10 protein-coding genes are annotated in these 14,051 nt (G+C 56.7%); 8 read left to right on the top strand and 2 right to left on the bottom strand.

Annotated features, from left to right (window positions below):
• Nucleotides 1-47 precede the first annotated feature (47 nt).
• The 7 genes from BLW11_RS10820 to BLW11_RS10790 all read left to right on the top strand — a co-directional run bounded on the left by BLW11_RS10820 (nt 48) and on the right by BLW11_RS10790 (nt 10,194).
• Nucleotides 48-362 (top strand): ElaB/YgaM/YqjD family protein, encoded by a 315-nt coding sequence (locus BLW11_RS10820; protein ID WP_048358730.1) that lies wholly within the window; start codon nt 48-50, stop codon nt 360-362.
• Nucleotide 363: 1 nt separating this feature from the next.
• Entirely contained in the window at nt 364-738 is a 375-nt protein-coding gene (locus BLW11_RS10815; RefSeq protein ID WP_048358731.1) for a phage holin family protein, read from the top strand.
• Nucleotides 735-1,076, top strand: coding sequence for a hypothetical protein (locus tag BLW11_RS10810; protein ID WP_048358732.1), 342 nt, complete (start codon nt 735-737; stop codon nt 1,074-1,076). The genes BLW11_RS10815 and BLW11_RS10810 overlap by 4 nt, the downstream gene beginning before the upstream one ends.
• Nucleotides 1,077-1,217: 141 nt before the next feature.
• Entirely contained in the window at nt 1,218-2,549 is a 1,332-nt protein-coding gene (locus BLW11_RS10805; protein WP_048358733.1) for a deoxyguanosinetriphosphate triphosphohydrolase, read from the top strand.
• 331 nt (nt 2,550-2,880) lie between these two features.
• Nucleotides 2,881-3,507, top strand: a complete 627-nt coding sequence (locus BLW11_RS10800; RefSeq protein WP_048358734.1) for a response regulator transcription factor — start codon at nt 2,881-2,883, stop codon at nt 3,505-3,507.
• 8 nt (nt 3,508-3,515) lie between these two features.
• A complete protein-coding gene (locus BLW11_RS10795; RefSeq protein ID WP_048358735.1) occupies nt 3,516-7,139 on the top strand; it encodes a transporter substrate-binding domain-containing protein in 3,624 nt (1,207 codons plus the stop codon).
• Between the two features lie 97 nt (nt 7,140-7,236).
• Nucleotides 7,237-10,194 carry an HD domain-containing phosphohydrolase gene (locus BLW11_RS10790; protein ID WP_048359510.1) on the top strand — a complete coding sequence of 986 codons (2,958 nt, stop codon included), beginning with the start codon at nt 7,237-7,239 and terminating at the stop codon, nt 10,192-10,194.
• On the opposite strand, the gene BLW11_RS10785 is transcribed toward BLW11_RS10790, so the two are convergent.
• A complete protein-coding gene (locus BLW11_RS10785; protein ID WP_048358736.1) occupies nt 10,191-10,673 on the bottom strand; it encodes a GAF domain-containing protein in 483 nt (160 codons plus the stop codon). The two genes, BLW11_RS10790 and BLW11_RS10785, sit on opposite strands and share 4 nt — an antisense overlap.
• Entirely contained in the window at nt 10,666-11,559 is an 894-nt protein-coding gene (locus tag BLW11_RS10780) for an ATP-binding protein (protein ID WP_048358737.1), read from the bottom strand. Before BLW11_RS10780 ends, BLW11_RS10785 begins: the two co-directional genes overlap by 8 nt.
• A gap of 176 nt (nt 11,560-11,735) precedes the next feature.
• Between BLW11_RS10780 and BLW11_RS10775 the strand changes: the two genes are divergently transcribed.
• Nucleotides 11,736-14,051, top strand: a complete 2,316-nt coding sequence (locus BLW11_RS10775; protein WP_048358738.1) for a response regulator — start codon at nt 11,736-11,738, stop codon at nt 14,049-14,051.

Genomic DNA, 14,051 nt, shown 5'->3' with positions numbered 1-14,051 from the left:
CGAAGGCCTACACTCGAACCTTCAACAAGCCACTAACGGAGTTAATCATGGCCCGCAAAACAGCAAAGAATGCTCAAGAAATACTGATGGCCGATTTCCAGGCTCTGGTGCTCGACACCGAAAGGTTGCTGGAGCACACCGCCTCGCTGGCCGGTGATCAGGTTGAGGAGCTGCGCGCCCAGATCAAGGACAGCCTGTTTAAAGCCCGTGAAACACTGGAAGAAACCAAGGGCACTTTGCAGGACCGTGGCCAGGCCGCCGTGGTGGCTACTGAAGATTACGTTCAGGCAAATCCTTGGCAGTCCGTGGGTATCGCGGCTGGCGTGGGTTTTTTGATTGGCCTGCTGGCAACTCGGCGCTGATATGACAGACGAATCCGGTTCCCCCCGTTCTTCACCGCGGCGCCTGGGTGCCGCGTTCCTGGGTCTGTTGCACAGCCATGTCGAACTGCTGGGCATCGAATTGCAAGAGCAGAAGGCGCGCACGGTCAGCCTGTTGTTGTTTGCCGGGTTGGCACTGGTGTTCGGGCTGTTGCTGCTGATCGGGCTATCGGCGCTGGTGATGATTTTGCTCTGGGACAGTTACCGCCTGAGCGGCATCCTCGGGCTTTGCCTGTTTTATACGCTGGCCGCTGTTTTCTGCGGGCTGCGCCTTAAAGCTGCGGTGTTCGATGAGTCCTCTCCTTTCAACGCCACGCTCGAAGAGCTGGCCAAAGACCGCGAGCGTTTGCTGCCATGAACCTGCCTGAAATGCCAAAAAACGCCTCACGCCAGGAACTGCGCAAAACGTTGATTCGTTTACGCATGGAAATGCACCGCCAGGAGATTCGTCACGAATCACAACAGCTGCTGCAACCGCTGCAAAAAATGCGCGGAATGACCAGCAACTGGCAAGAAAACCTGGGCATCAAACACGCGCCTCTTTGGGGCGTCGGGATTGTGTCCCTGCTCGGTTTTCTGACGGGCAGAAGCGCAAAAAGCAAAGGGGGCGACGGGACATCGCGCTGGATCGGCTTGACCACAGGTCTGTTGCCACTGATCAAAATGGTCATCCAGGCCACTTCGCGAAAGCCTTGAAATCCGGTACTTGCAGGCTCCGGGCCTGTTCGCGATGCACGCCATCGCGGGCCCGCCCGGCTCCTGCACAGGCCACCCCCTTGCGCCATCCTGTCTGAAGCGAGAAGCTGGGCTCATCAGTCATTTACGGAGCACAACGCCTTGGATTGGCAAACCCTGCTTAATCGCGAACGCCTCGGCAAGCCTCACCACAGCCCGGAAGAACTCGGGCGCAGCCCTTTCCACAAAGACCACGACCGGATTATCTTTTCGGGCGCATTTCGCCGTCTGGGTCGCAAGACCCAAGTCCATCCGGTCAACAGCAACGACCACATCCACACCCGGCTCACCCACTCGCTTGAAGTCAGCTGCGTCGGTCGCTCGCTGGGCATGCGCGTGGGCGAAACGATCCGCAGTGCCTTGCCACTATGGTGTGACCCCGCCGATCTGGGCATGGTGGTGCAGTCCGCCTGTCTGGCCCATGACATTGGCAATCCGCCCTTCGGTCATTCCGGGGAAGACGCCATTCGTAACTGGTTCGGGCAAGCCGCCGAGCGTGGCTGGCTGGACGACATGAGTGATGCCGAGCGCAATGACTTCTTGAATTTTGAAGGGAACGCGCAGGGTTTCCGGGTGCTGACGCAACTCGAATATCACCAGTTCGATGGCGGGACGCGCCTGACCCATGCCACCCTGGGTACTTTCCTCAAATACCCTTGGACTGCCCGCCATGCCGACTCGCTGGGGTATAAAAAGCACAAGTTCGGGTGCTACCAGAGCGAGCTGCACCTGCTCGAAAGCATCGCCCACAAGCTGGGCCTGCCTCAGATTGAAGACCAGCGCTGGGCACGTCACCCCCTGGTGTACCTGATGGAGGCAGCCGATGACATTTGCTACGGGCTGATCGACCTTGAGGATGGCCTGGAGATGGACCTGCTGCAGTACAGCGAAGTCGAGTCGCTGCTATTGGGGCTGGTCGGCGATGACTTGCCCCAGACCTATCGCCAACTGGGGCCCAGGGACTCTGAGCGACGCAAGCTGGCGATCCTGCGCGGCAAGGCCATCGAGCACCTGACCAACGCGGCTGCCCGTGCCTTTGTCGAACAACAGGAAGCCCTGTTGGCTGGCACCCTGCCGGGGGATCTGGTCGAACACATGCATGGCCCGGCCAAGCGCTGCGTCCTGGACGCCAAAGACATGGCACGCAAAAAAATCTTCCAGGACAAACGCAAAACCCTGCATGAAATCGGCGCTTACACCACACTGGAAATCCTGCTCAATGCCTTTTGTGGCGCAGCACTGGAGCAGCATGGCGGGCGGGCACCATCGTTCAAAAATCGGCGCATCCTCGACTTGCTGGGCAATAACGCCCCTGATCCAAACGGGTCATTACATCGCTCGTACATGCGCATAATCGACTTTATCGCCGGCATGACCGACAACTACGCCACTGACATGGCAAGGGAAATGACAGGTCGCTCCAGCCCGGCTTGATAACTGTTGCCCACCCGGTAAAAACGGGTGGGCAACCATTATTTAAAAGACCAGCACCATATAAATTAACATCCTGTAGAGAATATAAAGATTACTGTAGGACTATTCTTACATCCACAAGAAAATATATACACATACAAAATACCAGACCATAAATCTGACTTAATAAACAACCAAAACCCTCAACCACCCTAAACAATTAGTGAGTCCAAGCCTTAATTATCGTAGGAATTTTCCCATACTACGCTTGCGAGCCATTCGATTCGTGCCCCCACTCTTATATCTGAGCTAAGGTGCCCGCTTTCTATACAACACTTTATGGGGAAGCAATATGAATACCGTTTTCATTGTTGACGATCATCCGGTTATCCGATTGGCAATTCGCATGTTGTTAGAGCATGAAGGTTATGAAATAGTCGGCGAAACCGACAATGGCGTAGATGCAATGCAGATGATCCGCGAGTGCGTCCCGGACCTGATAATTCTCGATATCAGCATTCCAAAACTGGACGGCTTGGAAGTGCTTTCCCGCTTCAATGCATTGAATTCAAACCTTAAAACCCTGGTCCTCACAGCCCAGTCTCCTAGGCTTTTCGCCATGCGTTGCATGCAATCCGGCGCGGCGGGGTATGTGTGCAAACAAGAAGACTTGAGTGAACTTGTCAGTGCAATAAAAGCTGTCTTTTCTGGCTACAATTACTTTCCAAGCCAGGCATTGATGCCTGAACACTGCGAAGACAGTAACCTTGCCGAAGTCGAGCTTTTTAAATTAGTCAACGATCGGGAACTTATGGTACTTAAGCTGTTCGCTCAAGGAAAAACAAACAAGGAGATTGCCACCGGCATGTTCCTCAGTAATAAAACTGTGAGCACGTACAAAAAGCGGCTCATGCAAAAACTAAAAGCCAATTCACTGGTTGATCTTATCGAACTGGCCAAACGTAACGCCTTGGTGTGAGAAACAGGATGCCCACGCGGTTAAACAAGTATCTATCACTGTTTGCAGGGTTAATCCTGTACACATCAGTGCACGCCGAAACACCCCGCACTGAAACCTACTCATTGCTCAGCCGCTCGGGCACCTATCATATGGAAGTGCCGCTGGATAAAGCGCAACGTTATTGGCTCCAGGAAAAACGCGAACTCGTGGTAGGCACCTCCTCTCCCGACTACCCCCCCTTCGACATGACCGACAGCCGTCAGGACTACGAAGGTTTAACAGCCGACTATGTCGGCATTCTGGCCAAAGCCCTGAATGTGTCGATTCTGGTTCAGCGCTTTGCTTCCAGAGAGGCTGCCATCACCGCGCTTGAAGAAGGCAGGATTGACCTGCTCGGCACTTCAAACGGCTTTGAAGCTTCCAACCAGAACCTGCTGCTGTCCACGCCATACGCCATCGACCAGCCCGTGCTGGTGACCCGCGAAGGGGAAACACGCTCCCTCTCTCAAGGCCTGGCGGGCTTGCGCTTGAGCATGGTGTACCACTACTTGCCACAGGATGAGGTCAAGGCGCTTTACCCCAACGCAATTATCCAATCATACCCTTCCTATCAAAATGCCATTAATGCAGTGGCTTTCGATCAGGCGGATGTGTTTTTGGGGGACACCCTGTCAACCCATTACATGATCAACAAGGGCTATCTGAAAAACATCAAAATGGCCAATTTCAGCAAACACGAAGCCAATGGTTTCAGTTTTGCCGTACGCCGTGACAACGTGCAACTGCTCAAGATTATCAACACCACACTCAACGCCGTACCCTATGGTGAGCAAGAGAACATTGCCAAACGCTGGAGCGCAGGCAGTGACATTCTGCTGTCCGATCAAAAACTTCAACTTACCGAGCGTGAAAAACACTGGCTGGCCCAGCACCCAGTGGTCAAGGTAGCGGTCAACGAGGTCATGGCACCACTGACGTTCTTTAACGCCAACGGCAATTTCAGGGGCATAACTGCCGACCTGCTGGAGATGGTTCGCCTGCGGACGGGGCTGCGTTTCGAGATACAGCGCGCCCATAGCCTCAAAACCATGATCCAGATGATCGATAAACACGAAACCGACATCATAGCCGCCATCAGTCCGTCTGCTTCCCGGGAAGAAACCCTTAACTTCAGCCGTCCTTATCTCGTGAACTCATCTGTCCTGCTCACAGCAAAAGGCCCGGAACCCCCCCAACGTCTTGAACAACTGGCCGGTAAAAAGCTGGCCCTGGTACAGGGCAGCCCCCTGACCGAATACCTGCGCACTGAATACCCACAGATACAACTGGTCGAAACCGAGGATATCTTTAGCGCCACAGAGCTGTTGGCCAATGGCAAAGTGCAAGGCGCGGTCAATACCCTGGTCATTGCCAATTACATGCTGAACTCTCACCTGTTCCAGGACCGCTTGCAGATCAGCGCCACCATTGGCGCCCAGCCTGCAACGTTTTCGCTCGCCACGGCACGTGATGCCACCGAACTGAGCTCCATCCTCAACAAGGCCCTGTTGAGCATTGCCCCTGACGAACTGGGCATCATCAACAGTCGCTGGCGTGGCTACATCCCTGCCTCTGACAGTTACTGGCGCAACTATCACCGCCTGATTTACCAGGTCATCATTGGCACCAGCCTTTTACTGCTGCTCTCACTGGTGTGGAATGCCTATATGCGGCGTCAGATCCGCCAGCGCAAGCTGGCTGAACGGGCACTCAACGACCAGCTCGAGTTCATGCGGGCGCTGGTCGATGGTTCGCCCCATCCCATTTATGTAAGAGACCGGGAAGGCATTCTCAAAACCTGCAATAACAGCTACCTCGAAGCTTTTTCGGCCAGGCGCGAAGAGATCATAGGCAAAACAGTGATGCAAACCTGCAGCCTTTTGAACAATGAGTGTGAAGCCCATGATTATCAGGCCGACTACGTGCGTGTCATGCGCGAAGGCATACCGCTTATCGTTGATCGCCCACTGAATATCGGCGACAAAACGCTCACCATCTACCACTGGATTCTTCCCTACCGGGATTCGCTGGGTGAAGTACAGGGCATTATCGGAGGATGGATTGATATCAGTGAGCGCCGCCAGCTCCTGGATGAACTGCGCGCAGCCAAAGAACTGGCAGATGAAGCCAATCGTGCCAAAAGCACCTTCTTGGCGACCATGAGCCATGAAATCCGCACGCCAATGAACGCCGTGATCGGCTTGCTCGAACTCACCTTAAAGCGTGCCGACCAAGGGCATCTTGACCGGCCTTCCATTGAAGTCGCCTACAACTCGGCCAAAGATCTTCTGGAGCTGATCGGCGATATTCTCGATATCGCCCGCATCGAATCCGGCCGCCTTAACCTGTGCCCCGAACGGGTCAACCTGCGCAACCTGGCCAATTCAGTAATCCGGGTTTTTGATGGCCTGGCCCGGCAAAAAAAACTGACTTTATCACTGATCTTCAAACCTGAAAGCAGAGCCCCAGACGTACTGATAGACCCGCTTCGTTTCAAGCAAATCGTGACCAACCTGATCAGTAATGCAATCAAGTTCACCAAACGCGGGCAAGTGACGCTGGAACTGGACCTACGGCCGACCGGCACCCCCGATCAGATTGAGCTGCAGTTGAGCGTTAAAGACACCGGCATCGGCATCAGCCAACGCGACCAGGCACGCCTGTTCGAACCTTTTGCCCAAGCGGAAAACAGCGGTCAGCTAGCCCTCAGTGGCGCGGGGCTGGGGCTGGTGATCTGCCGGAGCCTGTGTGAAATGATGGGCGGCACGCTTGAACTCAGCAGTCAGCCAAACGTGGGGACTCTCGTTCGAATAACACTCAAGATGCCAACCCTGCCACCTTGTCAGGCCGTCGCCACCCAGGAGCCTGCAATCAACCCCGCTGCCCGCCAGCTCAACGTGCTGGTGGTGGACGACCATCCCGCCAACCGCCTGCTGATGTGCCAGCAACTGGGGTTTTTAGGGCATAGGTTTACCACCGAACATAACGGTGCCGAAGGCTTGAAAACCTGGAAAGAAGGCGCATTCGACCTGGTCATTGCAGACTGCAACATGCCTGTCATGAACGGCTATGACCTGACCCGGGCCATACGCGACCATGAGAAGGCGTCACATCTACGCCCTTGTACGGTGCTGGGGTTCACAGCCAATGCCCAACCTGAAGAACGCCAGCGCTGCCACGAGGCCGGCATGGATGACTGCCTGTTCAAGCCCATTAGCCTGACCCTGCTCAGTCAGCGCCTGACCACGCTGGAGTCGCTCCATACCGTCCCCCAAGTGTTCAACGTCGAATGCCTTTACTCGCTTTCAGGGCGCGATACCGCGCGGACAAAACTGTTGCTGCAGGAACTGTTGCGCAGCAACCAGCAGGACCTCAAGGCACTGCTCGAGCTGCCGGCCGACGGGGGGGTGCAAGGGTTTATCGACATTGCGCACCGGATCAAGGGCGCCGCCCGCATTGTGGGAGCCCATAGCCTGATCAAGCACTGTGAAACGCTGGAGCAAGCCACTCTTTCAAATCTCGCAGTGGCTCGCAATGAGGTTCAGGCGGCCATGCAAACCCTTGAACAGGCATTGGCCCAACAGCTGGAAGAACTGGCGTACAACGGCTGAACCGCAGGTCCCCCCCCGGGCCGACCAAAGAGCAAGTTGGCCCGGATTTACTATGCTTACAGGCACCAGCACGCTGTTATCTGCGGAGAAACTGCTCATGCGCAATACTGCGCACTCCCATAGTCACCCGTTTCCTCTGCATGTCCACATCAGTGCGATGTTCACATTTTTGTTGCTCCTGCTAGGCATCGTGCTGGGCGTATTCAACTACCAGCAAACGACCCTGATCATTCTCAGCAGCAGCCAGAAACTGTTCAGCCCCATAGAACATGACGTACAGCAGGATCTGCTCAATACCTACCAGCCCATTCGACATGCCCTGAATCTGCTGGCCCTCAACCCCGCAGCAATCACGGACCAGGTCGAGCTTCGAACGGGGTTACTACAACCCTTCTTACAAACACTCGAGGACAACCACACGCTGGCAGCGTTGTACCTTGGAGATGACGCCGGTAATTTTTTCCTTGTCAGGCCTTTGCGCAATGAGGCCGACAGGCTCCGGTTGAAAGCCCCGCCTCAGGCGAGCTACGAAGTCTGGACAATAAATCGTTCGGCACACCCCGGCGCAGCGGAATCAAAAAAACAGTATCTGGATGCATCCATGGCAGTGCTGGAGCAGCGAGCCATTACCAATGAAGTGTATGACCCCCGCATCCGCAGCTGGTTTATCCCCGAGCACACCAGCACCGATCAGCTGACCACTCCCCCTTACCTTTTTTTCACCACCCGGGAGGTCGGCACAACCTTGTCCAAACGCAGCACGGCCAAAACAGTCATTGGAGCGGATGTCACCCTTTCCGAGCTGTCCAGCACCCTTGCCCGGCATCAGGTAACGCCCGGTACACAAATCGTCTTGTTTGGAGATGATGGCCGGGCAATCGCTTATCCGGACTCAAGCAAATTATTGAACGCCCAGGATCCCAAGCAGCTCCCCAAAGTCTCTGAGTTAAGCCCGGCCCTGAGCACCCTGATGAGTCAGGGGGGAGATGCTCAACAGCGTCTGGACGACGGCCAGCGTCAATGGATCGTTACACGCTTCAGGGTGAACGACAGCGGTTCCAATGGCTTGCAATTGGCCATGATGATCCCGGAAGACGAACTGCTGGCAGATGCCTACCATTTGCGCTGGCTGGGAGCGCTGGTGACCCTGGTCGCCCTGCTGCTCTGCCTGCCCCTGGGCTGGGTAACATCCCGATTGCTGGTCAGGCCCTTGCAGGCACTGGTGCAGGAAGCCGATGCCATTCGACGTTTCGATTTCAACTACCCGCTCAGACAGCACTCGCCGGTGCTCGAAATCGACCAGTTGGCGGGGTCCATGGGCCGCATGAAAGAAACCCTCGCCAGTTTTTTTGAAATCACTTCCAGCCTCTCGGCCCATACCCGGTTTGAACCTTTGCTGCAGTCAGTCCTGTTTGAGACCCTCAAAATTGCCCAAGCACAGGCCGGTCTGATTTACCTCACCAAAAACGAAAGCACGCTGCTGGAATTAAAGGGGTTGATCATCAATGACCAGCCCCAGGACCTGACGGCCCTGCCACAGTCTGAAGTGGACCCTGGCGATAGCCAGACCCCGCCATGGCTGCGCGAATTGTGCGAAGGCAAGGACAGTGTTGCATGCACCCTCGACTTTGAGCAGGCCGGGGGCTTGCAGCCCGTGATGCGTGAACTGGGCAGCCAGAACATCCATCTGATCGGTATCCGCCTGCACAACCGCCATGGCGAGACTGTGGGCATTCTGGCGCTGGTGCTGAACGACAGCGGCTCCAGCGCCGACAAGGATCACTTGCGAGCCGAACGGGTGGCCTTTATCCAGGCTGTGTCCGGCACGGCGGCAGTGGCGATTGAAAGCCAGCGCCTGCAAGCCCGTCAAAAGCAGTTGCTGGATGCGTTGATCGAACTGATGGCGGGCGCTATCGACGCCAAAAGCCCCTATACCGCCAACCATTGCCAGCGCGTTCCGATCCTCACGCTGATGCTGGCCAAAGCGGCTGCAGCCAGCCAAAAGCCGCCGTTCGAGCAGTACAGCCCCTCGGATGAGCAATGGGAAGCCCTGCGCATTGCCGCCTGGCTACATGACTGCGGCAAGGTCACGACACCTGAGTATGTGGTCGACAAGGCCACCAAACTGGAAACCCTGTACGACCGTATTCACGAAATCCGCACCCGTTTTGAAGTGCTCAAACGCGATACCTGGATTAACTACTGGCAAGCGTGTGCCATGGGCGGCGACGATCAGCAACTGACGCTAATACGCGATGCCTGCCTGTCTGCGCTGGATGACGATTTTGCCTTTGTCGCCCGGTGCAATCTGGGGGGCGAGGCCATGGAGGAGGCAAACCTGGAGCGTTTGAACACAATATCCAGGCGCACATGGAACCGGACACTGGACGATCGCCTGGGCGTGTCCTGGGAGGAAAACAACCGCCAGTCCACCCGCGAGCTGCAAGCATTACCGGTGACCGAACAACTACTGGCTGACAAACCCGAACACCTGTTTGCCCGAGCCGAATCCGACGTGATTGCCCCTGACAACCCCTGGGGCTTCAAACTCGATGTGCCGCACTACAAATTCAACCGCGGAGAACTCCACAACCTGAGTATCAGGCGCGGCACTTTGACCAACGAAGAACGCTACATCATCAACAACCACATCGTTCAGACCATCCTGATGCTCAACAGCCTGCCCCTGCCCGGCTACCTGAGCAACATTGCCGAAATTGCAGGTGGCCATCACGAAAAAATGGACGGCAGCGGTTATCCAAAACGCCTGAAGCGTGAGGAGATGAGCCTGGAGGCCAGGATGATGGCGATTGCAGATATTTTCGAGGCATTGACCGCCTCAGATCGCCCCTACAAACGCAGCAAAACGTTAAGCGAGGCGCTGAGCATCATGGCCGCCATGTGCAACGATGCTCATATTGATCCGCAACTGTTCGCGCTGTTTATGCACGAACAGGTATTCATGCAGTACGCCCGGCAGTTTCTCGACCCTCAACAAATCGATTCGGTCGACATCGATGCGCTCATGCGCAAAGCCGGGCTCACGGGGGGTTAGCAGTCGCTCAGGCGCAGGAAAATAGCCGCCAGTGCTTCAACGCCCTGCTGGTCCTGCTCGGTAAACCGTCCGATGCTCGGGCTGTCCAGGTCCAGCACGCCAATCAGGCGGCCGTCCTTGAGCAGCGGAACGACCAGTTCACTGTTAGAGGCGCTATCACAAGCGATATGTCCGGCAAACGCGTGCACATCCTCAACCCGCTGTGTTTGCTGGCTCGCCGCCGCAGCCCCGCATACGCCACGCCCGAAAGGAATACGCACACAGGCAATCTGCCCCTGGAACGGCCCCAGCACCAGCTCTTCATTGCGGTTCAGGTAAAACCCTGCCCAGTTCAGATCGTCCAGCTGGTGGTACAAAAAAGCCGAAAATTGCGCGGCATTGGCAATAAAGTCCCGCTCATCGGCCAACAACGACTCCAGTTGAGCCTGCAACAGGGTATAGCCATCCAGGCCTGCACCCGCGGCGTTCAAATCAATCATTCGCTTGCTCCAACAATTTCAAACCCACCCAATAACGCGCGAACTGATAGGCGCAACGGCCGTTGCGGTTGCCACGCCCGGTCGCCCAGCGCACGGCAAGAATATCCAGCGCTTCGTCACGCTGCCACTGCAAACCGGCTTTGCCGGCCAGAACGTCGATCCAGTGCTCGACCACGCTCAGGAAGTGTTCCTGGGTAAACGGATAGAACGACAGCCACAGGCCGAAGCGATCCGACAAGGCGATCTTGTCTTCCACCGCCTCGTTGGGATGAAGCTCACCGTCAACGTTCTTCCAGTTTTCGTTGTCGCTTTCCTTTTCAGGTACCAGGTGCCGGCGGTTCGATGTGGCGTAGAGCAAAACGTTATCCGGCGCTTGCTCCAGCGAGCCATCAAGCACACTTTTCAGCACCCGGTAATCACTCTCTCCGGCCTCGAAGGACAAGTCATCGCAAAACAGCACAAAGCGCTGAGGCAAGCCCTGCAACTGCTCCACCACACGCGGCAGGTCGGCCAGGTGGTCACGCTCGATTTCAATCAGGCGCAGGCCAGCCGACGCGTACTCCGCAAGCAGGGCCCGAATGATAGAAGACTTGCCCGTACCCCGTGATCCCCAGAGCAAGGCATGGTTGGCCGGCAAACCGTCGAGAAACTGCTTGGTGTTGCGGGCCAGCTGGTCACGCTGGGTATCGACGCCGATCAGGTCCGAAAGGCGCATCTCAAGGCTGACCTCCAGCGGCATCAAATAACCCGAGCGACCTTCACGCTGCCATCGGGCTGCCAGGCAATCGTTCCACTCGATCGACTGGCGTGGCGCCGGCAACAAGGGTTCAAGACGTGCAAGGACCGCTTCGGCCCGCTCTAGAAAGGCATCCAGTTTAGAATCCACAACATGTCCTCGGACTGATACATAATGATGGCGTATTGCCATGACAGGTATTCAACACCCATCCGCGATATGACTCACTCGCATTAGCCGCAAATACCGCAGTTATGCCTGCCGGTAAACCCGCTAATCGACTACTCTTGCACGCCGTAAGGAAATGGAAACAGGTGCAACACCCCATGGACACAAAACTCACCCATCGCCTGTCTTTCAAACAAGCCAAGCTGACAGTAATGGTCGGCCTGGTTCTCGGGGCCATGCTGAGCCTGCTGCAAATTGGCATCGATTATGCCAGCGAAACCGCAGCCATCAATCGCGAAATCCAGTCGCTGCTTGAGATCAGTCACAGCCCGGCCTCACGCATTGCCTACAACCTTGACTCCGAACTGGCCCAAGAACTGTTGTCAGGCCTCGTGCGCTCACCTGCGATCACGGGCGCAAAACTCACCGACAGCGACAATCTGGTCCTCGCATCGGTGCAGGATCAACCTGAAAGCGGGCGCTATCGGGCACTGAGCGACTTTCTGTTCGGCTCCAGCCGCTCGTTTGACGACAGACTGTATTTCGAGCACATGCCTGAGCGCAGCATGGGCGAGTTGCACCTTGATGTAGACACCTATCCTTTTGGCAGCCGGTTTTTGCACCGAGCGGAAGTAACGCTGATCAGCGGGTTTGTGCGCAGCATTATCCTGACGTTTATCCTCCTGGGGCTGTTTTACGTGATGTTGACCCAGCCCCTGGTGCGGGTCATTCGCGAAATCAGCAACAGCAAGCCGGGGGACCCCGAGCAATCGAAGGTGCACTGCCCTCCCGGCCATGAAGATGATGAAATTGGTGTACTGGTCAACGCTGCCAATCAGCAGTTCGAAGCCATGGCGCGCGAAATCGAGCATCGGCGCCGCGCCGAAAACCGCCTGACCGAGTATCTGGCGCAGCTGGAAACCATGGTCTCGGAGCGCACCCGGGAGCTGGAGGCCACCAACGATCAACTGCGCCATTCCAATGAAGAACTCGAAGCCGCGCGCAGCACTGCACTGGAAATGGCCCAGGCACGGTCTGCGTTCCTGGCCAACATGAGCCACGAAATCCGCACCCCGCTCAATGGTCTGCTTGGCATGCTGGCGCTGTGTCTGGACAGCCCGCTCAATGCCGAACAGCACCAGCAACTGTCGATTGCCCATGACTCGGGCAAGGTTCTGGTCGAGCTGCTGAATGACATTCTCGACCTGTCTAAATTCGATGCCGGACAATTGGAACTCGAACATATTGCGTTCGATCTGGGCACGTTGATCGAAGACACCGCCAACCTGTTATCGCAGAACGCCGCCCCCAGCGTGGAGCTGACGTGCCTGATCGATCCCGATTTCCCGGCACTGGTACTGGGTGACCCTACCCGGGTGCGCCAGATCGTCAGCAACCTGCTGTCCAATGCCTTGAAGTTCACCCGGTTCGGCCGGGTAGACGTGCGCCTGAGCGCCAAAAACGATCAGGTTCGCATCGAGGTCTGCGACACCGGCATCGGTATCGCGCAGGAGGCTCAGGCCAGGATCTTCAGACCCTTCGTCCAGGCCGGCGCCGGCATCACCCGCCAGTTTGGCGGCACCGGCCTGGGGCTGACGCTGACCAACAGCCTGTGCGAGGTCATGCAAGGCCGGTTAACCATCAGCTCGGAAATCGGTTTTGGCAGCCAGTTCTGCGCCGAACTGCCCCTGCCCTCTCACACCCCGGCTATCCGGCCGAAACCGCTGAGCGGCAGGGTGATTGTGGTGAGCGCGGCAAGCAGCGGCCTGCACGAAATGCTCAGCAGCTTTTTGCCCCTCTGGGGGTTGGAGTTCAAACGTTACTCGATGGACGACTCATTGGCCGGTACTAATCCACAGCTACTGATTACCGACTGCCCCGAGTGCCTGTTTGGCCTGCGACCGGCCATCAGCGCGCCGATTTTGCTGGTCACCGCCTATGGCAACTTCATGCCCGGCGAGCAAGTCAATACACTTGCGCCGTTGCAGCAAAAGGCCAGGCCTCTGTCGCGCCTTGCCCTGTACCAAACCTTGCAGCACTTGCTGCAAAAAGATGAAGACAAGCTCCCGAACGTTCCGACCAACAACACACCGGTGCAGCACCGCGCGCGGATCCTGCTGGTCGAAGACAACCCGGTCAACCAACTGGTGGCCAAGGGCATGCTGAGCAAGCTGGGGTGTGACGTAGTCGTCGCGGCCCACGGCGGCGAGGCCCTGAGCCGGCTGGAACAGAGCACTTTCGATCTGGTGTTGATGGACTGCAACATGCCGGTGATGGATGGCTACGAAGCCAGCCGGCAAATTCGCCAGCGTGTGCGCTGGTCAAAGCTGCCCATCGTTGCCCTCACCGCCAATGCCATGCCCGAAGAGCGCGAACGCTGCCGCTCGGCCGGAATGAACGACTACCTGGCCAAACCCTTCCGGCGCGAAGAGCTAGCCGCCCTGATCGACACCTGGGTAGCGCCAAAAGCCTGA

The sequence above is a fragment of the Pseudomonas deceptionensis genome, assembly GCF_900106095.1.
GTDB classification, from domain to species: domain Bacteria; phylum Pseudomonadota; class Gammaproteobacteria; order Pseudomonadales; family Pseudomonadaceae; genus Aquipseudomonas; species Aquipseudomonas deceptionensis.
This window is presented reverse-complemented; position numbering and strand designations above follow the sequence as displayed.